Genomic DNA, 22,706 nt, shown 5'->3' with positions numbered 1-22,706 from the left:
AATAGATACGCGGCAAAATAACGGTTGCGACCGTTTAAACTGCGTGAACAGCTTAAATGCTCCGAGTTCATCTTCACCTTAACTTCCCATTCTCCTTTTTCACCAACCGGAGTCTCTGCCAATGTTCACGTTACGATTACTCTTCTCTTCTACACGAAATATGATGTTGGATTGATGATAATATAAAATGGAGTAAAATACAAATAAAACTTGTTGTTTTTTTCAATTTTTTTGTTTCTCGAAGATAAATCAAATGCTTACTCAGTTGAAGTCCATCTGTAATTAAAGGGCTTAGCAGTTCCTTCCACACCAGGTTTGTTGATAAAAGATTGAGCAGTTATCTCTTTCTCGTCAGTTTGTATAATGCTATAGCAAAAAGTTTTATCCTCCTTGAGACGAAGGATCCAGCGTTCACGGCTCGCTTCATACTCATCCACTACCATTATCTGTGGATTCGCCGGTTCTTGCTCGTCTATGTTCTGAGAAATAAGCTGAATCTCTCCCGCATTTTCTTGAAATATTAAGCTCATCTGCTGATCTTCTGTTTCCCACCGACCAGCAAAGTACGACAGAAAACGTTCATTTTCGTTCGATTTGGAGCGATCAGATATTGTCCAAATAGCAAACATACATACGATTCCTAAAACAATAACTAGAAAGCTTATTTTTTTTTGCGGCAAAAACAGCACCTCCCTTTTTTTCTAAGGGTACCAAAAAAAGCCGCCAAGAGCGACTTTTTTTAGTCTAAAGCATTACAGTCATGGCAGCCGCGGCCAAGATAAGAATCAAGCCGATAATAGTAACAGTCATTTCTTTTTTTGTTTTCTTTTGTCCTAAGAACCAGATGCCAGTTAAGGTTGCCAAAACTACTGAAGTCTGTGACAAAATAAAGCCGGTTGCTAACCCATTCATATTTGGTTGGGCAGAAATCAAATACGTCAACGCAGCAAAAGCAAAGAAGAAGCCTGAGAAAATATGTTTATAAGAAACAGCTTCTTTAAAAGCAGAAGGCTCAGAATCCTTCGATGTCAGAATTGCTGAGTAAACCACCGCTACGATCACCATCCCAATTGCTTGTGGTAAGAAAGCGTGCATGCCGTCTATACTAGTTGCTTGTGGTGCAGCGGAATAAGCCCAATAACCAATTTCACCGACCGCCAACAAGATAACTGCTGACTTCAAGAGACTACTGTTTTCTTTGGTTTTTTCTTCCGTCCATACCGTCATCCAAGCACCAATAATGATTAGGATCAACGCCAATCCACCTAATAACTTAGCGGTTGTTCCCGGCCAATTGCCCAGTGCCAACACACCCCAAAGTGATGCACCTAACAGCTGAAAGGCTGTTGTGATCGGCATTGCCCTTGAGGAACCGATTAGAGTAAAGGATTTAAAGGTGATAATTTGGGCGATCGCCCAGCCAACACCAGATAAAATAGAAAAGACTAAATCCATACCTGTTGGAAAACTCAAGCCGTTAACGAGTGCAAAAACAAAAGCGAAAATTAGCGTACCAATGGTAGAGCCTAATATTTGATTAACGGGACGTCCCCCGATTTTAGATGCAATAGTGGGATAAAGCCCCCAACCAAGCAATGGCCCTAGGCCGATTAATAATGCCGTAGCATTCATAATAATTCCTCCTTAAAAATAATAAAGCTTCGCAAACCTTACCTGCTGATTATCAACACTATTTGCGAAGCCGAACAATCGTCTCATTTTCATAAGATTCTTCTCTAAAAAACAACGCCGCTTTCCAGTAAGATATTGGCATAGGGAGTCATTTCACCCGTACGTATAAACGCATGAACATTGTTTAATTCCTGCTTCATTTCGGTATGAGGAATGAAAGTTACTGGTATATCCGGTAAACGCTTTTGAATCGCCTCCAGCATGGCTGGATTTTCTGTTTTAATTTCTTCGGCTAAATAGATCCGTTGCACTTCTAATTCTTCCAGCACATTGTTCAATACTTGCATAAAGCTGGGGATACCATTGTCGATGGACAAATCAATTTTTTCAGTCATAGGAGGAACTGGCATGCCAGCATCTCCTATGCTTAATTTATCAAAGTGGCCCATTTGAGCGATTACTCGCGAAATATCGGAGTTGATAACTTTAGTTTTTTTCATCAATAAAACTTCCTTTCATTAATTCAATTCGTTCTTGTATGGTATTGATGGTTGAGCGCCAAAGCGCTGCACAGTTAAAGATGATGCCTTGTTTCCATACTTGATTGCTTCTTCTAAATTACTGAAATTTTTAGTTAAAATACTGCTCATTGCACCAATGAACGTATCACCGGCAGCAGTTGTATCAACTGCCTTAACTTTGAAGGCTGGCACAATCCCGCTGCGCCCATCAACATCATAGAAGGCTCCTTTGCTGCCAATAGTAATAATTACTGCCTCAATTCCTAACTGATGTAAATGCTCAGCAGCTTGCTTCATGCTGGCTTCATCTGTAATGGCAATTCCAGTCAAAATCTCGGTTTCTGTTTCATTTGGAATAATCATATCGGTAACTTCTAGTAATTCTTTGGGAACTTCCTCCAAAGCTGGTGCCGGATTCAAAATCGTTTTTACCCCAGCCTCGCGAGCAATAGTAAAGGCAGTAATCGTACTGTCCATAGCACTTTCAAACTGAGTAATTAGAAAATCACTTTTTTGAATAATTTCCATATGTTTCTTTACATGGTCTGGGGTAAAAACATTATTAGCACCAGCATGAATCATAATACTGTTCTCCCCTTGATCATCAACGATAATGTATGCTTGACCAGTTGCTTGGTTGTCCAGAGTTGCTACTGCAGTCAAATCAATTTCTTCTTGGCTTAAAAGATCCGTCATCATTTGACCAGCTTCATCATTCCCGACAGCACCAATAAAGTTGGTTTTTGCTTCGGAACGTCTGGCTGCTACCGCCTGATTGGCACCTTTCCCGCCACCGGCTGAAAAAATTTCTTTAGTGTGCATTGTTTCCCCTGGTTTCGGCATTTTCTTTACACGAATCGTTCGGTCCAAGTTAATACTGCCAATAATTGTAATCGTATTCATTTCATTCACTCCATTCCTTTTTTTACAGGTACGTTTCATCTTTTTAAAAACGTTTTACTAAAACGTTTTAAATATCTATGGCAAAAATATAGCACATCTTGAAAGCAATTTCAAGTGTGCTGTTTTACATCTTTGGTGGATTGTCTTTCGACTAAATGGACCGTCAACATTTTTTCTTCCCATTCTTTTTCTGGTTGTTTAATTCGTTCTAGTAAAAGCTCTGCTGTTGTTTGCCCCAACTCAAAAACTGGTTGGGCAACCGTAGTCAGCTGAGGAGTTACATATTCACACATGTCGATATTATCATACCCCACAATGCTGTAATCATCAGGAATGTGCTTACCTGCCTCATCTAAACCTAAATACAGGCCAAAGGCAATCTCATCATTTATCGCAAAAATACCGGTAACATCTTCCACAAGAATCTGTGCTGCAGCAGCTCGACCGCCAATTTTAGAAAGCACACTGTTGATCACTTTAGCAGCGGGAAAAACTTCACGAAAACCAGCTAAACGTTTCTGAATATTGTCAGGAGCTTCTTTCGGCATTACTACTGCTACCTCTTGATGGCCTAACTCAGCTAAATGCTGGGCAGCCAGCTTACCACCTTGAAAATCATCCGTTAATACCGCATCACTAAAACCGTCAGCCTTTTTCTGATCCAATACAATAAAAGGTAAATCTTTTTTGCGTAAAGTTTCCATGATCACTTGATTGGAAATAGCGGAACTTGCGATAATAAACCCATCTACTCCTCGCCGACTTAACTCTTCCAAATAATCGCTTTCCTTGTCTTCATCCAAATCAGCGTTACAAAACATTGCGATAAAATTTTCCCGATACAGTACCTTCTCCACCCCACGCAGCAACTGACCGAAAAAGGGATTGGTAATATCTGGTACGAGCACTCCGATGGTCTTGCTTTTTTTCACAATCATCCGCCGGGCAAAATAATCAGGTTCATAGTTGAGGGCAGTTTTTGCTTCAATTACTTTGTCCACCGTTTTTCTGGTGAACTTCTCAGCGTTGCCATTTAAAATTTGTGAAACGGTGGCAATCGAAACCCCTGCTTGCCTTGCTACATCTTTGATGGTGATCTTTTTATTTACCATTATTAAGTCCTCGCTATCTGTCATAGATTATTCACTCAAAGTGTACATGTATCTTAGCCAAATGCAAAGCCTTTTAAATTAAAAATCTGCTATTCTCCGAAGAAAACAGCAGATTTCAGCTTTAGCGCACTAAACTTGCGCCATTTGATTCAATGACTTCTTTGTACCAGTGAAAGCTTTTTTTCTTATAGCGTTCCAACGACCCTGATCCATCCTGATTACGGTCAACATAGATCATACCATAGCGTTTTTTGATTTCGGCAGTTGTAAAACTAATCAGATCAATACACCCCCAGGAGGTGTATCCCATGATTTCCACTCCGTCTTCTAAGGCTTCCTCTACTTGAACCAAGTGGTCGTTCATGTAATTAATTCGGTAATCGTCGTTAACCGTTCTCGTGCCATCAGGTAGAGTAATCAACTCGTCCACAGCACCTAAACCATTTTCTACAATAAACACAGGTTTTTGATAACGATCATACAAGCAATTTAAGTAATAGCGTAGGCCTTCTGGATCGATTTGCCAGCCCCAGTCACTGGCTTTCAAATACGGATTGGGAATACCGCCAATAATATTGCCTTCGCCCGCTTTTTTAGTTGGATCAGCCGATTCGCACACACTCATATAGTAACTAAAAGAAATAAAATCGACCGTATGCTTCAAGTCTGCTAAGTCCTGCTGCGTAATATCCAGCTCGATATTGTTTTCCTTGAATAATCGTTTGCTGTAGCTAGGATAATAGCCGCGAACCTGCACATCAGAGAAGAAAAAGTTTTCCCGCTCAGTTGCTAAAGACTTTAACACATCCTTAGGCTCAGGAGTCAATGGATAGACAGGTACCCCCAAAATCATACAGCCGATTTTTGCTTCTGGATCAATCGTATGGCAAGCGTTAACTGCTCGAGCACTAGCAACCAGTTCATGATGAATCGCCTGATAGATATCCTGCTTTGTCAGTTGTTCCTTAGGTGTATTGATTCCACCACTTAAGAATGGCACATGACTAATTGAATTGATTTCGTTGAAAGTAAGCCAGTATTTGACTTTTCCTTTGTAGCGTTTGAAAACTGTTTGCACATAGCGTTCAAAGAAGTCAATGACCTTGCGGCTGCGCCAACCATCATAGGTTCGCGTTAAGTGCAAAGGCATTTCATAATGCGATAAGGTAACTAAAGGTTCAATCCCATATTTTAAGCATTCATCAAATACCTCATCATAAAAAGCCAAGCCAGCTTCATTAGGCTCCTGGTCATCACCATTAGGAAAGATGCGAGCCCACGCAATTGACAACCGGAAAACTTTGAAGCCCATTTCAGCAAACAAACGGATATCTTCTTTGTAGCGATGATAAAAATCGATTCCTACTAATTTCAAATTGTCCTCAGTCGGTTCGGCTGTAGGAGCCTCCCGCCAGCCTTTGCGGGTTAAATCTTGCCCTGTTAAGCCTTTGCCATCCTCATTGTAGCCACCTTCACATTGATTGGCAGCTGTTGCGCCGCCCCATAAAAAATCTTTAGGAAATTTACTCATGTTCTACTCCTTTATTTTCATTCAAATTTTACACAACGTACAAGACTGCCTCGTCGTAATTAGCTGTCTTCATTTCATCTTTGGCTACCACATCAATAAAATGGTCGGAGTTAGTTACAACAATTGGTGTGACTGTATCATAGCCAGCTTTTTTTATTGCTGCAAAATCCACTTTCAACAACGGCTGACCTACTGTGATTCGATCATCGACTGAGACTAATGCTTCAAAATATTGGCCTGCTAATTCAACGGTATCAATCCCTACATGGATCAATAGCTCTAAGCCCGCATCACTGGTTAAGCCAATCGCATGTTTTGTCGGGAAGATTGCTGTGACAGTACCATCAAAAGGAGCACGAATCGTATCATCTGAAGGAATAATTGCAATGCCTTCACCCATCATTTTTTTCGAGAACGCCGAATCATTCACTTGCTCTAAAGGAATCACTTCCCCTTTAACTGGTGCAAATACTTTTTTGGGATCGCTGCTGCCAGTTGGTACTTCTAAAATTGCTTCGTCAGCTGGCACTTCTTCTTCGATACCAAAAATCCAGGTTAGTACAAACGTTAGAATAATTGAAGCTGCAGCAACAATACAGGCATTGATAATGTTGCCAGAATTTTCGCCAATGAATTGTGGTAAAGCCACCAATGATGGAACTGCAAAGGCATAAGATTCCAGCCCCGTAAAGCCCATGTATACGCCACAGATTGCACCAGAAATCATCGCTGCATATAAAGGCCGTTTGTATTTCAGCGTCACACCATACAAGGCTGGCTCAGTAACTCCTGCCAACAAAGCGGAAATTCCTGATGCTAAAGCGACTTGCTTTAAGTTTTTGTCTTTGGCTTTCACTGAAACAGCTAAAGCAGCCGCACCTTGAGCTAAGTTTGCCGCCAACATTGCAGGTAAAATTAAAATATCTGGTGTTGCTGGTGAAGCAATTAAGAAAATCGGTGCAAAGGCCCAGTGCATTCCTGTCATAACAATCAATGGCATGAAGGCAGCCATTAAGCCTAGAGCCAACCAACCAGCTTTTCCTTGAACCCAAACAATTGCTGCTGACAAGCCTTGTCCAGCGAAGGTTCCTAATGGACCAACCACTACTAAAGCGATCACGCCTGAAACCAAAATTACCAATAAAGGCTGAGTAAAGCTCTTCATCACTGCCGGAATGACCTTGTTGAAGGCACCTTCAATGTATTTCATCAACCAAACCATAATCAAAATCGGAATAACCGACGAACCGTAAGAGGCTAAAGTAATTGGTAAACCGAACACACTTAACGGACTTCCTTCTGCAACTAACGCTGTAAAGTTCGGATGCAGCATGATGCCGGCAATCGTAACAGCAAGCATAGGAGTAACTTTAAACTTCTGAGCCGCTGTATAAGCTAACATGATTGGCATAAAGTAAAACGGAGCATCCCCAAAAAATGACAAAACTGCAAATGTTTGTGAATCAGCACTCAAAACGCTGATTAAGGGTAAAACAATAAGTAAAACCTTGATCATTCCGCCGCCTAGCATAGCTGGAATCAACGGTGACATACAGCTGGAAATGACATCAACGAAACGTTCAAACAAATTGCCTTTCTCTTCAGAACTCTCTTCAGATGCTGAGGAGAAATTCCCTAATTTACTCAACTCCCGGTAATAATTAGCTACATCATTTCCCATGATGATTTGGTACTGTCCACCCTTTTTCATTACTCCCATTACGCCAGGAATTTTTTTAACCTGCTCGTCGTTTACACGGCCCTCATCTTTTAAAATCAAACGCAACCGTGTCATACAGTGTGTGGCCGAACGGATATTATCCTGTCCACCTACCTGTTCAAAAATTTGTTTTGCCGTCGTTTTATAATCCATTTTTGTCACTCCTTTTTTAGTGTAGGAAGCTTTTTCCAATAGCCGAAAGTAAAAATGACCCAAAGCTGCCGTCATAAACGTTCAGCTTTAGGTCATGCTCCAGAGTTGGATAACAATCCTATTTGTTTATAAGTTTTTTGTAATCCGACGAATATGTGCCGTCAGATAAAGTAATTCAGTCGAGCTTAGTTCATATTCAAATTGCCGCAGAACGTAATCGCGAATTTTTAAGGCACAATCATATTCTGTCACATATTTTCGCTTTAACGTTTCCAAAAGCTCCGCATCTTCATCATCATAGTGCTCTCCCGTCAACAAACGTTGGGCAAAAAACTTCACATGAGTGATAAAGCGATAGTAATCCAAAGAATCTTCATCAAATTCAGTATGGTAATGATTCTTGATAATTTCCTCAATGGCTTTCGTAATTTCAGCAATTTCATATGCAACATCATCTTTGCGATCCAATTCCGCATTCACGAAATGAGTGGCAATGAAGGCTGCCTCGTCAATTTCAAAGGTGACACCCAAATCTTTGCGAATTATTTCCAGTGCTTTTTCCCCCACCGCATATTCATCGGCGTAAAAACGGGCAATATCCCAGCGCAACGGATTTTTTAAAATAATTCCTTCTTGATAACGCTCAATTGCTGAATGAATATGGTCGGTCAAATTGACATAAATAATTTCATTCAAATTTTTGCCAAGCTTAATCTTGCCAAAATTAATAATTTTCTCCGAAACCATAATATGTTCCATCGGCACATTGATTAACAGCTCAGTGAACTTGTTTTGCGTATCCTTATCCCGCAGCAGAAAACTTTTTTCTACCTGCTCAATATCAACTGCATTGCCCTTTTTCTTACCAAAGGCAATTCCCTTCCCCATCAGCAAAACATCAATGCCTTTGCTGTTGGCAGAAATTACCGTGTTGTTGTTTAAAACCCGTTTTATGATCATAAAATTCCCTCGCTAGCCACAAAAAAAGCCCATTTACATACACTACACTTGTGTGGTAAATAGGTCCTGCTCACATTGTGATAACATCCAACATTTTCAGTTTTCATTTTTAGCTGCTGCCTGCTTACCCGAAGTAATAACACCAACAACTTAATGAAAAGGTTATCACGCCAAAACTGAATTGTCAACAAAGTTTTTCAAGAAAGGTCTTCCACCTACATAAAAAGCATACTGATGAAATCACCAGTATGCTTTTAAGCCTAATTTTCTTTCACTACATAAATGTCGCTTTCTTTTGTTTCCTTGAACCAAGTAAAGCATAAAAAGGAAATCAGCAGAATAAAGCTGCCCACGATTAAAATTGGGAAGAAAACAGATGAAGTCGTTCCTTTAAATAGAATGCCCATCACCAATTGACCTAAAGGAACTGCACATTGAGCAACAGCAATAATTGTCGCCATCACTTTTCCTAGGTTTTCTTTCGGCGTAATTCTCTGAACCAAAGAAATTAAGTAGATCGAAATGGCACTCATCATAATTCCAATGACTACACCAACGACCATCACTGCGATAAAACCGACGCCCGCACCGGTAAAGCTAAGCAGTACATTCATCACCAGCAATAAAATACCGGAAAAAGCAAAGGTCAGATAGAAATTATTAAAGCGCAGATTTTTCGTTAAAACCGCTGCAAAAACTGCGCCAATAATATTAGCTAAGCTGAACATCGACATCCCTACGCCATACATGATCTCATTTACCTGCAAGACCATTCGTAAAACGATTGGCAGACCGACAATAAAGAATGACGTTAAACCAAAATTGATCAAGGCTGCAATCACAATCGCCTTGGAAATCACTGGATTATTTTTTACTTCTTTAAATCCCGCCTTCAAATCTCCAGTCAAAATTTCTAAGAGTGTCCCATTCTGCTCGCGTTTTTGGAAAGGGATCTTCAAGAAGCTTTCAATGATGGCTGCAATTATGAAGAAGACAATACTGCTGCCAACAAGTACTTGTGCACCTACCAATCCGTATAATACACCACCAATAATCGGTGCTACAACATTAGATAGTTGTAAGATGCCATTAGATAGGCCATTAATTTTTTCTAATTCATTCTCCTCTACCATTAAAGGAATACTTGCTCCCACTACTGGTGTATCAAAGCTACCGACAATCGATAAAATAAATAATAATAGCCCGATTGCAAAGACAGATTCTGTCATGCCGATAACCAAGAACAAGAATAAGGCCAAAACAGCATTGGAAATATCCATTAATACCATTAACATTTTTCGGTCAAACCGGTCAGCGATTGCTCCTCCGATTGGTGCAAACAGCACCGGGATGCTGGATACTGCCAGCATCGTTGCAAAAATATCCGCCCTGCCGGTTGCATCCAATACAAATAGTGACAAAGCAAAACGCAGAATTGCTCCTCCAAAAACAGAAATGATTTGTCCCAACATTAAGTACACAATGTTCTTTCGATTACCCTTCACAATTTCTCCCACCTTTTCTTTTCTATCCCAAGTGTAAAGGATAACACCTACAGCTCCATCCGCCTCAGGTCGCATTCTTTTTCCAACTTTTGGTGGAGAACTCCGTTTTGTGCTATCGGTTAGGGCGTGCCTTATACAAGATTCGATGCTCACAGAGCAATCAGACTTTTTTTGATAAGTTACCAAGAATCACAATGTCAGTAAGAGCCGACGCTTATTGGTACTGATTCAGTGCTTTCCATATTTCTAGAAATTTCCGCTCATTAGTGACAAAGCTGGTTTATGGAGTCGAATACTATAATTCTCGTTATAACAGAAAAACGGTGCGTATTTTTTGATGCAAAGAAAAAAAACGACCAAACCCAAACATCTGGGCCGATCGCTTCATTTGTTTAAAAACAGTGCGCCAAAAACATTTGGATCATCCGCTGATTTTCTTGAGTAGCTGCTGCAAAAAATTCAGGGTGCCATTGAACACCTAGTGCAAATTGATTTTCATCCAAATAGATTCCTTCTACTAAGCCATCCTCAGCAATTGCCGTAATTGTCAGCTTTTCTCCTACATCCTTAATTCCTTGATGGTGGTAGCTATTGACCATTAAGCTGTCCCGCTCAAGAATATCAGCCAGCATAGTTCCCTTTGGCAGCTGAACCTTGTGCTGGCCGCGATTATAAGGCCGCTTCATTTGATGCGCTATTTCTGACGAATATTCCGTCGGCAAATCCTGGTACAGGGTTCCGCCAGCAACTACATTCAGTAATTGCGCTCCGCGGCAAATACCAAATACAGGAATGTCTTCCTCTAGCGCTTTTTCCATACAATAAATTTCCATCGTGTCACGAACTTGATGCGTCTCACCGCAAACGACTAATTTTTCTGCATCGTATAATTCAGGAGAAACATCTTGCCCTCCAGTGAATAGGAAGCCTTGACAAGTTTCTAAAAAATAATCCAAGGTTTCAAAATTATCAGTCAGAGGTAAAATGACTGGAATTCCGCCATTCTCCTCAATCAATTCCACATATCCCGGCAGCATCCAAAGACTCTCTTTTTGTCGATCATATAATGGCATAATTCCAATAACAGGTTTCATGGTGCACCTCCAGCTTTTTTTCTCTAGCTCCCATTGTAATTCATCCCCAAAAGTTTGTATAGAACCTTCCTTCAGTTTCCCGTGTCAGCACTTTTCAATTAAGATAAGTTGCTCTATTATTAAAAGAACAATAAAAAATGGGAGTCTTACCCAATGAAGGAAATCACAATTATTATTGGTTTTGCTCTGCTTATATTTTTTGCTTTATTCTGCATCGATCTCTGGTCGAAACACAAATTGAAGCAACGTATTCACTATGCCTGGGGAAAAATACCCGAGTTTGCTCGAAACGACCGTGAAGAAAGCTTGATTACTGCCTGGGAAATTACCAAGCAGCTGCAGGATTGGGACAGCGAAATTGATGATGCTACCTGGCATGACTTGGATATGCAGGAAATTTTTCAGCAAATTAATCTGACTTATTCCAGCATTGGCTCAGAAAGCTTGTATCAGCGGCTGCGCAGTTTTCAGTTTGCTCAAGATGAGTTAGAGGAATTGATCGCTTTTTTTGAGAATCAACCGGAGCTGCGAGAAAAAATCCAGTATCAATTTGCCCGTTTAGGTAAGCTGGACAATAACTTGATCAAAAATTATTTGCTAAAGGAGCAGACTTACAGCTCAAATGCCAGCTTTTGGTTTTATTTAGTGATTGGACTGCTGCCGTTGTTAGGACTTCTTTGGACAGCCATAGCGCCTTCAATTGGTCTGTTACTTTTAGTCGGTTCCCTTTGTTTCAATACTATTCTTTCGATGATTAAAAAGAACAGCTTGGAACGTGAACTGACCAGTATGCGCTATTTAGTTAATTCTGTTTATACAGCCAAGAAGCTGCAAAAATTCCCGCTGCCCAATCAATCCCAGCTGGTGGCACCATTGACTGCTTTAAAAAGTATTACCCGAGTTGGTTTCGCCTTTAAAGGGCAGGGAGTTAATGAAGCAGATGTGATTGTGGAAAGTCTAATGATGTGCCTGATGATTCCCTTCATTTCTTACCATTTTGTTCAGCGCAAATTAAGGAATCATAAGAAAGAGGCACTTCATTTATGGGAAGCGATGGGGGATTTGGAGTCTGCCTTAGCAGTGTTGAATTTTCGTATGGCAATTGGTTCTACCTGTTTACCGAAATTTAAAGCTGGCGGTCTCACCGCCGAAGAGTGCTACCATCCTTTAGTTGGCGATCCTGTTCCAAATCCAGTGACTTGGCAAAAAAATACCTTGATATCTGGTTCAAATGCTTCTGGAAAATCAACCTATGTTAAAAGCATTGCGATCAATTGTATTTTGGCTCAAACGATCCACACCGCCTTGGCCGAGAGCTTCATTATGGAACCAGGTCATGTCCTGACTTCCATGGCTGTTGAGGACAATGTGATTGAAGGTGACAGTTATTTTATTGCCGAGATAAAATCAATCAAGCGCCTGTTAAACAAAGTTGCAAGCCAAGAGCGCTGCTATTGTTTTATTGATGAGATTTTGCGAGGAACCAACACAGTGGAACGAATCGCTGCTTCAGCCAGTATTGTCCATTGGTTGCAGGATTACAATAGTTTGGCCTTTATTGCTACCCATGATATCGAACTAACGGAGATGTTGAAAAATGAATGCCGCAACTTGCACTTCTCAGAAAGGATTACTTCAGAAGAAGGGATTGCCTTTGATTATTTAGTTAAGGAAGGGCCGACTACAACTAGAAACGCTTTGCGTTTATTAGAAATCATGGATTATCCTACTTCCATTACTATCCAAGCACGAAAAGAACTAGCTGCTTTTGAAAAGAATCGAAGTTGGAATGTATTCGCGATGCCAAACGACTAATGATAAAGTCTTTTAAAAAACTACACGAAAATACAGAGTCTTTTTATAGTTTTCTAAAAAACTTTTTCGTCAAGAGTTGAAATTAGCACTTGCCAACACGTCCTCCAAAATAAAAAAGATGAACTAACAGAGAAGTTTGTAATCTTCCCTTTTATGTTCATCTTTTTCCATTCTTGTTATTTATCTGCTAATTGCCGTGCTGTTTTTTCATCAGTAATCAGTACATTTACTAGGTTGCCTTTGAGAGCTGCCCGGATTCCATCAACTTTTTCTTTGCCGCCAGAGACTGCAATTCGTCGAGGAATTTTTTTCAAGCGCTCCAGATCAATTGCCAGCACTCTTTTGTTCCAAGAGCAGTCTGCCAGTTGTCCAGAATGGTCGATAAAATTGTAGCAAATATCACCAGCCATTCGCTCCTGAGAATATTCCGAATTGATATTTACCTGATCTGACAAGTAGGCATCTGTCAATGTAGAATAGATTGGAATACCACCGATACCCACCAATGCCATCGTTGCTGCTTCCCCTTCATCAAAAACATTTTTAATAAAAGACTGCTGCATAAAAACTTTTTTGGCTTCTGGATTATCCACAGTAATCGGTGCATGTAATTCTACCGCATGTCCGCCACAGCGGGAAGCAAATAATTCGCATACTTTGTTAGACTGAATAGTAATATGCTCCATACCCATGCCTCCTACTAAAGGAACAAAACGGACATTTGTCATTTGACTTTGTTTGGGGAAATTAGCAGCTGCTTCATGAACAGTTGTTCCGGCTGAAACACTAATGGTATCCCATGGTTTAATGACACGAGACAGATATTTTGCTGCAGCAATACCTAATAATTTATTTTGCAGTCCTCGACCAGCTGATTCAATACAAATAACTTCTTCCAAATTATAGATGCCCGCCAATTTCTCCTCCAAAGCATGAAAAGGACTGGCAAGATCATCATGAATAATGATTTCGACGATGCCCTCTTCTCGGGTACGAACCAAATATTTTGAAACCAGTGACCGGCTGATCTTTACCCGTTTCGCAATTTCTTCTTGCTTCAAGCCTTGTTCATAATACAACGACGCGATTTCCACCAGCAACCGCTTGTCATCTGCTAAGCTCATCTTCATTCCTCCAACGTTGCCGCTTTTTATGTAGCACTTTTCGTTTCTTTTCTAGCAAGTAAATATTCGGCTAGTTCATCAGTAACTGCTAAACAATTGATAATTTTCGTATCAATAGCGGTATATAGGGCTTCTTTTTTGTCTTCTTCATAACAGATCGCGCAAACCTTATCGATGTTACGGATATCCGTCAGATTGATTCCGATGACATTTTCATTAATGCGGCAGGATACTTCTTCCCCATTTTCGTCAAAAAAACGTGAATTCACATCCCCGATAACCTGCGCTTGTGCTAAATCTTCAATATCTTGCTGATCAATATACCCGATTTCAGTCATAGTATTGCGTTTAGAAAAAGGTGTTGCCAATCCAACTAAAGCAAAATCGACTTTTTTTCCATCCTCCAGCACATCTTTCACTGTTACATTTTCAACCAAATTTTGCTTAATAACAGGACTATCCACTAAAGCTGGCACGTACAAATACTTACAGTCCGCTCGCAGCTTGCGAGACAGATCGTGGGCAATCTGATTGGAATGGACCTCCACCTGACCAGAGCCCATCCCGCCAATCAACGGAATAATCGTCGCATCTGACTGATTCACATAAGGATATTCATCGACTAGGCGCCGCAAAACCCGTCCCCATGATACACCAATTTTTTTCGCCTTGGCAATATCTTTACGAAAAGTCGAGATAGCCGTCTGAATGATCAGCTTCTCAATTTCTTGCGGTTGCAGATGACTGGTGTCAAGAACTGCCGCTCGCTTGATACCAAAAGCCTTCTGCAGCCTTAACTCCAACTCCACCGAATATGCACTTTGACTGTTAATGTAAATATCCACGATGCCATTATTTTTAGCATCGTTCAAATACTTAGACACTAACTGTCTTGAAATACCTAACTGTTGAGCAATATCCGATTGCTTCATTTCTTCTTTGTAATACATGGTGGCAACTCTAACTAAATCCCGATCATCCTGAATAACCATTGATACCCCTCCTGCTAAACCGAAAAATCCCCCCTGAAAATAAGGGAGGTTTTTTCGCTAACTAAATTCTATATTATCGCCAACTTCAAAAGTTGGAAATTCTCCCGGGCTGACAATAATCGCTCCTGGCAAAATTTCACCGATTTCATTTCTAAAGTAAATCGAAACATGCCCCAATTCATCAAAGTTCGGGTTTGCTTGTGAACCAACGGCTTCTATCTTATAAACCTTTTCGCCAATTTTTAATTGTCCACCTACTTGAATTGAATTGACCGGCTGTTCCTGCACCTCATGAATAACACTAATATCTCGTAATTCTGTGGTAGCACTGGGGCCAAATAAAATGACTAACTGTTCTTCTTCAAAAGCAGGGACCATTGATCCGACTTCAACAATTTTTGTATTTACCATCATTTATTCTCCTAATCTATCGTTTAATACATGCCAAAGCTGGCAACGTAAGCCAAGATAACTGCGGTAAAACCTGTCAGCATTCGACTGTAAAGCAAAGCTGGCACTCCAACCTGAACTGTTTCAGGTTTGGCTTCTCCTAATGATAACCCAACCGGGATAAAGTCACACCCTACGTGGGCATTGATAGCAAATAAAGCAGGCAGTGCGTATTGAACAGGAATGGATCCATTAGCGATTTGGGTCCCAATTAACACACCAATTACCTGCGAAATTACCGCACCTGGTCCTAAAATTGGAGATAAGATAGGAATACTACAGATCAATGCTAACACAATCATGCCAGGAAGTGAACCAGCAAGGGGCGACAATACCTCCGCAATTAAATCGCCAATCCCAGTGTAATTGATAATCCCAATCATCATACTAATAAAAGCCATAAAAGGAATGATATTTTTCAACAGCATATCTACTGCATCGCGACCCGATTGATAGAATACACCCATTACACCGCCAATTCCGCGAGAGAAACGAACTAAGAAACCATCTTTTTTAGCATTTTCTTTTGCGTGCTCTTCTTTGGCTTTTGCGTATTTTTCCTCAAACTTTTCTTCTTGCTGCGGTGTCGCTGTTTCTGTTGCAGCTGGTGCTGCTCCCTGAGCATCAGTTATCTTCACATTTTCTGGTTTGACACCTGAAACAAAGATATCTTCTGTGATATGCTTTGCTAAAGGTCCAGATGGTGAAGACGGTAAAACATCCACTGTTGAAATACGTTTCATGGGGTAGACCCCAATACGTGCGGTTCCGCCGCAATCAATGACCGCACACAGTGTTTCTTCCTCGGGCACTTGATTTTTAAAGCCATCCCAAGCCTCTGCTCCCGTTAGATCTGCAATTTGCTGAGCTACTGGATGAATCCCGCCACCAGTTACTGATACAACTTTATTTTTTGTTGCCGTTGGCGTTAACGTTAAACCAACACCCCAACCACCGTTTCCAGGTGATACGAAAACTGATTTGTACATAATTTATTTGCCCCCTATAATAAGAAATTTACTTTTACACGTTTACTTTCTTCGCTTCTTTGGCTATCAAAAACTTAGTTAAACGTTCAGTGACAATTCCCCGCATTAAGATAACCACAATCCCTACTAGAAAATAGCGCACAGCCAAACTGGACTGATTATAACCAGCTTCCATTACCCCATTGGCAATTCCTAAGTAAACAAACAATTCACCTGCATTCGCATATGGGAATAATCCAGTTACAGGATGCAGGAAAGAAACCACTGAATCATAAAATGCAGGTTTTTCATCTTCCTTAACAAACTTCCCAAAAGTATAAGCCATCGGGTTAGTCAACATCATAACTGACAGCATTGGCATAATAGAATAGCGTAAAATCATATATTTTGAACAATAGCGGATAGCTCGGTCAACACGTTCTTCTCCAATAAATGCAATAACTGAGTAAGTGAAAGTCAAAAGGACAATCAGCAAAGGTATAATTCCGGTCATAAATCCCATGAACTGTTCGCCGCCAGCTTCAAATAAGCCAATAAAGTTTTTACCAAACCATTCAATATATTTCATAGTTAATTAACTCCTTCTATTATATGAGCAACCGCTTCCAACTTCCGTAAGTAAATCTTCTCAAGTACACTCTCTACTTGAGATAAGCGTGTCTGCTTCATTTTTTTGTCGTGTATTTCTGCTAAATTGATTCCTTGGTAAGACGGTTCCTGTTTAAAGCGAGCAAAGATAGTAAAGCCTTTACAGACATAACAGCTGATAATTTCGTTATTTTGATCTGCAACTACTGCAACAATTGTCTTAAACAATGAACCCTTTGAGACATCGGTATACAGCTCATGAGAAGCATGATTCTGATAAGCAACCGTGATCTTCTTAATAAAACCTTGATAATACTTCACTTGAAAAATGCTGCCTAAGCTTTGGATCATCATCAAAACGAACAGAACAATCAGCAATTGATGCATTAAATTTCCTCTTTTCTACTGCAGGCAGTATTTTCTGCCTGCAGCGGATTTTTGTTTAAGCAAATGTTTCGTCTTGCAATTTACGTAGTTTGTAAACAGTGGTTGATTCATCTAATTCAACATCATCCATCGTTAAGAATGCTCCGTCTGTAATATCCTTTTTCGCGACTGCTCCGGCAATTAAACCAATTGGAATATTGGCATTATTCTTCATGTCTTCATGCGTTTCCAGCACACCACGGACACAGAAGCCGCCGATTCCGTCAATCTTCTCACCAGCCTTAATATCCTTTTTCGCGACACAAACCGTTTCAGATACTGGTGCCCCCATTGGAACAATCGCTGTATCTTGCTCTAACACCGCACGAGCAATGGTAATTGGTGTTTCTAATGAACATAAATGGAATGGACGATATAAGATGTGGTGATCTCGATCTCCTTTCTTCATTAAGTAGTTCATCTCATGCGCTACGCCTTCATTTTGACCTTTAACAATACAGAAAATCCCTGGCGCGATACCGTCAACATATTCTACAACGCCGAATTTACTTAGTACGCCACCATTTTCCTTCAAATCTAAGTTCTTCACAGTACCATCTAAATCAGCTGAAATCCCATGCATCCCCACTACGTCAGGAACAAAGCCCATCGCATTAGACAATAGATTCATTTCACCCATCGTTTTGGTTCCATCTTGGAAAGAAGCCAGAATCTTAGGACTCATTACTTGTGCTTTCGCCTTTTCAGCAGCTGTATCAGGATTGGCATGAACCATTAATTTGTTATTCTTTCCTTTACCAGCAACTAGCACTTCCATTCCCATGCTTTTCGCAAATTCATACATTTGCATCGTTGCAGCTGGCTCATCACCATCTGAACCAGTGTAAATTAAATCTGTTGAGTCATATAATTTTTTCATTAATGGCCCAATCGTAATATCAATTTCAACATTTAGTAAAACTAAGTGTTTCTTAGCCATCAAGGATTCTAAAGAAATTTGAGCCCCTGCTTCTGGAACACCCGTTGCATCTACAATAATTTCCACCTTGTCTGAATGAATAATATCCTTAAAGTTTTGGCTAATTAAAATATCCACTTTCTTATCCGCGCTAGCATTGTAGGCCTTTGCCGCACGAGTTGCTGCATCTAAGTTGATATCACTGATTCCGGCTACGATCATCCCAGGAATTGTCGAAATCTGAGAGATCATTCCAAAGCCCATTTGACCAGCACCGATTACCCCAACCTTGATTGGAGCACCATTTTTTTCCCGTTCTAATAATTTTCCATATAACGTCATTTGAAACCCTCCAAGCTTTTTGTCATATGCTAATATCGTTGGCATATGTCTTACAAGGATTAGTATAGCATCTAAAGTTAGTTTGTCAACGCTTTCTGTCAACTTTTTCTCAAAATACATGAATTATGTCACGTTCGGTTGAACATTTGTTAATGTAAGAAAACGGATTTTATTGAATATAAAATAACGATTATCCAAATGAATTTACTTCCATATTTAGTTTAAGCCTGAAAAAAAGACAAAAAAATCTGCTGCTAGCGAAAGATTCACCAGCAACAGACTGTGTAGTTTATTTATTTTTATGCGTTTAAAAAGGTTTGAACTTTTTTGTAATCGTTGACGACATTTAACATTTCCTGTCTCTTTTGTTGAGTACTCTCGTTACAGCTAACTTCGCCTACTCCGTCCAGCCCCATCATTAAACTATTTAATACCCTATTTGATGAAATTGTATTCGCACCGTAAATAATCGCCAACTGTGGATACTCTTCTTTTAGCCCAGCCACTAACCTCTTTTGCTCATTGCATTGTTCTTTAAAGACTGCATCAGCTGACTGTTTGCTGTCAAACTTCCATTTTAGAATATCCAAATACGCTAGTACCTCCTCTGGTAATTCAAACGGAGCCTCCGTACGAACCAGAATTAAATAGCCGATCTTTTTCGCCGCCTGCAAAATGGCGGTTACTTGGTCTAGCTGTTTCACCTCATCAAAAATTAAAACAGCAGCGCCTGCTTCTCGAAACTCTTCAAGTTTCTCAGACGATTGACCTTCAAACACGATTCCTATCCAGAGACGCTTTGTCGCTGCATTAAGTTGAGCAACGTCATCAACACTTGCAGTAAAAATGGTATCTAACCCTAATTCAATGCTCTTTTGATCCATTTGAACAGCATTTTCAACGGCTGCCTCTCCTTTCCAAAGTACTTGAGAATTGACACAATAAAATGGGAGCGTTAAATGTTTTTTCTGCATTGATTATCTTCCTTTCTGACCTCTCTATTAGTGAATTAAATCACAAATAGTGATAAAAAATTAAGGTGCTTTTCAATGGCAAACTACGATTTCCTTAGGTATCCTACTGATAGTTCTGTATTATTGCACAAGAAAAATGGCTGGTCAACTGTTTGTTTGTGAATAATTGATCAATATTTTGCTGGTAATTTTATATCTACTATAAATTGATTTAGAAAATTACATACTCAATTTTTTTCGAACCTCCTTGTCTTTGTATGAAAATCCACGATGATTTTCTTACTATTTCCGGATTATGTTTTTTGTAGAACAAGAGCCTATTGTCTGGTTATACGAATATCATTGAAAATTTCCTTTGTTATTTTCTTTAAATTTTCTAAACTTTTCTCTCTATCAAGAAATACTTTCCTTGCGATAAAAATTTATTCCAACTGCAGATAGTTTTAAGGTCTTCTCATTGATCTGAAACTACTTAATTTGTTCTTTTATAAAAAAGTAGTTTACTTATTCACAAGTTAAAGGTATATTGTACTCAAATAATAAAAGTAAATTTTACTACAAAGGAGTTTTATCATGACAGTCAATTTTGATTCTCAAGAATATTTAGGAAAGGTTGATGCCTGGTGGCGGGCAGCAAACTATATTTCTGTAGCACAAATGTATCTGAAGGACAATCCCCTATTGCGACGTCCAATCCAAAAAGAAGATGTTAAGACTCATCCAATAGGTCATTGGGGTACCATTTCTGGCCAAAATTTTTTATATGCTCACTTAAATCGAGCGATTAACAAGTATGACCTGAATATGTTTTACGTTGAAGGTCCTGGTCACGGTGGTCAGGTTATGGTGTCAAACTCTTATATCGACGGCAGCTATAGCGAAATTTACCCTGAGATTACCGAAGATGAAGCTGGATTAAAGCATCTGTGCAAGGTCTTTTCTTTCCCTGGCGGTATCGCCTCTCATGCCGCACCAGAAACACCTGGCTCCATTCATGAGGGCGGCGAGTTAGGTTATGCTTTATCTCACGCTACGGGAGCCATTTTGGATAATCCTGAAGTCATTGCAGCCACTGTAGTTGGCGACGGTGAAGCTGAAACTGGTCCATTAGCCAGCGGCTGGTTCTCTAACGTCTTCATTAATCCTGTTAACGATGGAGCCGTTTTACCGATTCTTTACTTAAACGGTGGTAAAATTTCTAACCCGACTATTCTTTCTCGCAAGAGTAATGCCGATTTAGCTAAGTATTTTGAAGGCATGGGCTGGAAGCCTTACTTCGTTGAGGGAACTGATCCAAAGCAAGTTCATCCATTAATGGCTGAAACTTTAGATGCAGTTGTAGAAGAAATAAAGGCAATTCAAACTAAAGCCCGCAAAGGCAAGGCTAAAGCTGCTGAAATGCCGCAATGGCCAGTAATTGTTTTCCGTACACCTAAAGGCTGGACTGGACCAGAAACTTGGGATGGTGAACAAATTGCCGGCACTTTCCGAGCTCACCAAGTGCCGATTCCAGTGGACTCTGAACATATGGACCATATTGATAAATTAGTGGACTGGTTGAAGTCTTATCGTCCAGAAGAATTATTTGATGAAAATGGCAAAATTGTTGAAGAACTGAAGGCAATTTCACCTAAAGGCGATAGCCGTATGTCCACTAACCCAATCACTAACGGCGGTATCGATCCGAAACCAATGAAAATGCCCGATTGGAAACAGTATGCCATCGATACAACTAGACCAGGTGCGGTAATGGCCCAAGACATGATCATTTTTGGTCAACAGGCTCGAGACATGATTACAGAAAATCCTACCAATTTCCGTATCTTTGGACCAGATGAAACAAAATCGAATCGCCTGAACAAAGTCTTCGAAGTAACTGACCGTCAATGGTTGGAACCAAAAGACAGTACGGATGAATGGCAGTCTTCAGCTGGCCGCGTAATCGATGGTCAGTTATCAGAGCATCAAGCAGAAGGTTTCTTAGAAGGCTATGTTTTAACCGGTCGTCATGGCTTCTTTGCCAGCTATGAATCTTTCTTAAGAGTAGTGGACTCAATGTTGACTCAGCACTTCAAGTGGATGCGCAAAGCCAGTGCTCATACATGGCGGAAACAGTACCCGGCCTTGAATGTAATTGCAACTTCCACTGTATTCCAGCAAGATCATAATGGCTACACTCATCAAGATCCAGGGGTGTTGACTCATTTAGCGGAAAAGAAACCGGAATTTATTCGAGAATATTTACCAGCAGATGCCAATAGCTTAATGGCTGTAATGGACAAAGCAATGCAAGACAAACAAGTGATTAACTTGATCGTTTCCAGCAAACACCCACGTCCACAGTTCTATTCAGCAGCTGAGGCCGAAGAACTAGTTGAAAATGGCTTGAAAATTATCGACTGGGCAAGTACAGCAAATGATGAAGAACCTGACTTAGTGATTGCAGCAGCCGGAACGGAACCAAACTTAGAAGCATTAGCGGCAGTTTCAATTTTAAACAAGCAGTTCCCAGAATTAAAAATCCGCTTCATCAACGTGGTAGACATTTTGAAATTACGTCACCCTGATGTTGATCCTCGCGGCTTAAGCAACGAAGAGTTTGATATGCTATTTACAGCGGATAAACCGATCGTCTTTGCATTCCATGGTTATGAGGGCATGGTTAGAGATATTTTCTTTGATCGCAACAACCACAACCTTCATATTCATGGTTACCGAGAAAATGGGGACATCACTACCCCATTTGATATGCGGGTCTTTAGTGAAATGGATCGCTTCCACTTAGCACAAGATGCAGCAAATGCAGTTTATGGTTCCCAAGCGGCCGAATTTTCTGCTAAAATGGATGAAACACTCCAATTTCACCATGACTACATTCGCACAGAAGGAACGGATATTCCGGAAGTTGCCAATTGGAAATGGGAAACACTGAAAGTAGCAGTTACCAAACGTTAGG

The 22,706-nt window shown here is 40.2% G+C and carries 20 protein-coding genes and 1 other annotated feature (1 of these 21 running past the window's edge); of the genes, 2 read left to right on the top strand and 18 right to left on the bottom strand.

Annotated elements, in window-relative coordinates; translation table 11 throughout:
- Nucleotides 1-161: a binding site (T-box leader), on the bottom strand (it extends 83 nt beyond the left edge of the window).
- Between the two features lie 96 nt (nt 162-257).
- The 10 genes from IGI49_RS22760 to IGI49_RS22715 all read right to left on the bottom strand — a co-directional run bounded on the left by IGI49_RS22760 (nt 258) and on the right by IGI49_RS22715 (nt 11,131).
- Nucleotides 258-680: a hypothetical protein gene (locus IGI49_RS22760; protein ID WP_429965340.1), complete on the bottom strand. Its 423-nt coding sequence runs from the start codon at nt 678-680 to the stop codon at nt 258-260.
- Between the two features lie 64 nt (nt 681-744).
- Nucleotides 745-1,632, bottom strand: coding sequence for a ribose/proton symporter RbsU (gene rbsU / locus IGI49_RS22755; RefSeq protein ID WP_207703828.1), 888 nt, complete (start codon nt 1,630-1,632; stop codon nt 745-747).
- Between the two features lie 104 nt (nt 1,633-1,736).
- Entirely contained in the window at nt 1,737-2,132 is a 396-nt protein-coding gene (rbsD, locus tag IGI49_RS22750) for a D-ribose pyranase (protein WP_429965341.1), read from the bottom strand.
- A gap of 18 nt (nt 2,133-2,150) precedes the next feature.
- Nucleotides 2,151-3,056 carry a ribokinase gene (rbsK, locus tag IGI49_RS22745; RefSeq protein WP_429965342.1) on the bottom strand — a complete coding sequence of 302 codons (906 nt, stop codon included), beginning with the start codon at nt 3,054-3,056 and terminating at the stop codon, nt 2,151-2,153.
- Between the two features lie 110 nt (nt 3,057-3,166).
- Nucleotides 3,167-4,168, bottom strand: coding sequence for a ribose utilization transcriptional repressor RbsR (gene rbsR / locus IGI49_RS22740; RefSeq protein WP_207703831.1), 1,002 nt, complete (start codon nt 4,166-4,168; stop codon nt 3,167-3,169).
- A 121-nt stretch (nt 4,169-4,289) separates the two neighbouring features.
- Entirely contained in the window at nt 4,290-5,699 is a 1,410-nt protein-coding gene (locus IGI49_RS22735) for a glycoside hydrolase family 1 protein (RefSeq protein WP_429965343.1), read from the bottom strand.
- Nucleotides 5,700-5,727: 28 nt separating this feature from the next.
- A complete protein-coding gene (locus IGI49_RS22730) occupies nt 5,728-7,572 on the bottom strand; it encodes a beta-glucoside-specific PTS transporter subunit IIABC (protein WP_429965344.1) in 1,845 nt (614 codons plus the stop codon).
- A gap of 126 nt (nt 7,573-7,698) precedes the next feature.
- The gene (gene licT, locus IGI49_RS22725) at nt 7,699-8,532 is read right to left on the bottom strand and encodes a BglG family transcription antiterminator LicT (RefSeq protein ID WP_429965345.1); all 834 of its coding nucleotides are present in this window, start codon (nt 8,530-8,532) and stop codon (nt 7,699-7,701) included.
- 260 nt (nt 8,533-8,792) lie between these two features.
- On the bottom strand, nt 8,793-10,037 hold the full coding sequence (locus IGI49_RS22720; RefSeq protein WP_429965346.1) for an MFS transporter: 1,245 nt from the start codon (nt 10,035-10,037) through the stop codon (nt 8,793-8,795).
- Nucleotides 10,038-10,429: 392 nt separating this feature from the next.
- Nucleotides 10,430-11,131 (bottom strand): gamma-glutamyl-gamma-aminobutyrate hydrolase family protein, encoded by a 702-nt coding sequence (locus IGI49_RS22715; protein ID WP_207703836.1) that lies wholly within the window; start codon nt 11,129-11,131, stop codon nt 10,430-10,432.
- Nucleotides 11,132-11,284: 153 nt separating this feature from the next.
- On the opposite strand from IGI49_RS22715, the gene IGI49_RS22710 reads away from it, so the two are divergent.
- Nucleotides 11,285-12,946 (top strand): MutS-related protein, encoded by a 1,662-nt coding sequence (locus IGI49_RS22710; protein WP_207703837.1) that lies wholly within the window; start codon nt 11,285-11,287, stop codon nt 12,944-12,946.
- 176 nt (nt 12,947-13,122) lie between these two features.
- On the opposite strand, the gene IGI49_RS22705 is transcribed toward IGI49_RS22710, so the two are convergent.
- The 8 genes from IGI49_RS22705 to IGI49_RS22670 all read right to left on the bottom strand — a co-directional run bounded on the left by IGI49_RS22705 (nt 13,123) and on the right by IGI49_RS22670 (nt 19,750).
- Nucleotides 13,123-14,070 carry a sugar-binding transcriptional regulator gene (locus IGI49_RS22705; protein WP_429965347.1) on the bottom strand — a complete coding sequence of 316 codons (948 nt, stop codon included), beginning with the start codon at nt 14,068-14,070 and terminating at the stop codon, nt 13,123-13,125.
- A 26-nt stretch (nt 14,071-14,096) separates the two neighbouring features.
- Nucleotides 14,097-15,062, bottom strand: coding sequence for a sugar-binding transcriptional regulator (locus IGI49_RS22700; RefSeq protein ID WP_207703839.1), 966 nt, complete (start codon nt 15,060-15,062; stop codon nt 14,097-14,099).
- A gap of 57 nt (nt 15,063-15,119) precedes the next feature.
- Entirely contained in the window at nt 15,120-15,473 is a 354-nt protein-coding gene (locus IGI49_RS22695) for a PTS glucitol/sorbitol transporter subunit IIA (RefSeq protein WP_207703840.1), read from the bottom strand.
- A 23-nt stretch (nt 15,474-15,496) separates the two neighbouring features.
- Nucleotides 15,497-16,501, bottom strand: a complete 1,005-nt coding sequence (gene srlE, locus IGI49_RS22690; protein WP_207703841.1) for a PTS glucitol/sorbitol transporter subunit IIB — start codon at nt 16,499-16,501, stop codon at nt 15,497-15,499.
- Nucleotides 16,502-16,535: 34 nt separating this feature from the next.
- Nucleotides 16,536-17,069 (bottom strand): PTS glucitol/sorbitol transporter subunit IIC, encoded by a 534-nt coding sequence (gene srlA / locus IGI49_RS22685; protein WP_207703842.1) that lies wholly within the window; start codon nt 17,067-17,069, stop codon nt 16,536-16,538.
- Between the two features lie 2 nt (nt 17,070-17,071).
- A complete protein-coding gene (locus IGI49_RS22680) occupies nt 17,072-17,476 on the bottom strand; it encodes a transcriptional regulator GutM (protein WP_429965348.1) in 405 nt (134 codons plus the stop codon).
- A 55-nt stretch (nt 17,477-17,531) separates the two neighbouring features.
- Nucleotides 17,532-18,776, bottom strand: a complete 1,245-nt coding sequence (locus tag IGI49_RS22675) for an NAD(P)H-dependent oxidoreductase (protein WP_429965349.1) — start codon at nt 18,774-18,776, stop codon at nt 17,532-17,534.
- A gap of 299 nt (nt 18,777-19,075) precedes the next feature.
- Nucleotides 19,076-19,750 carry a hypothetical protein gene (locus IGI49_RS22670; protein WP_429965350.1) on the bottom strand — a complete coding sequence of 225 codons (675 nt, stop codon included), beginning with the start codon at nt 19,748-19,750 and terminating at the stop codon, nt 19,076-19,078.
- Nucleotides 19,751-20,323: 573 nt separating this feature from the next.
- On the opposite strand from IGI49_RS22670, the gene IGI49_RS22665 reads away from it, so the two are divergent.
- On the top strand, nt 20,324-22,705 hold the full coding sequence (locus IGI49_RS22665) for a phosphoketolase family protein (RefSeq protein WP_429965351.1): 2,382 nt from the start codon (nt 20,324-20,326) through the stop codon (nt 22,703-22,705).
- Nucleotide 22,706 lies beyond the last annotated feature (1 nt).

This window comes from Enterococcus sp. AZ071, from assembly GCF_050499065.1.
Taxonomy (GTDB): Bacteria; Bacillota; Bacilli; order Lactobacillales; family Enterococcaceae; genus Enterococcus_A; species Enterococcus_A ferrettii.
This window is presented reverse-complemented; position numbering and strand designations above follow the sequence as displayed.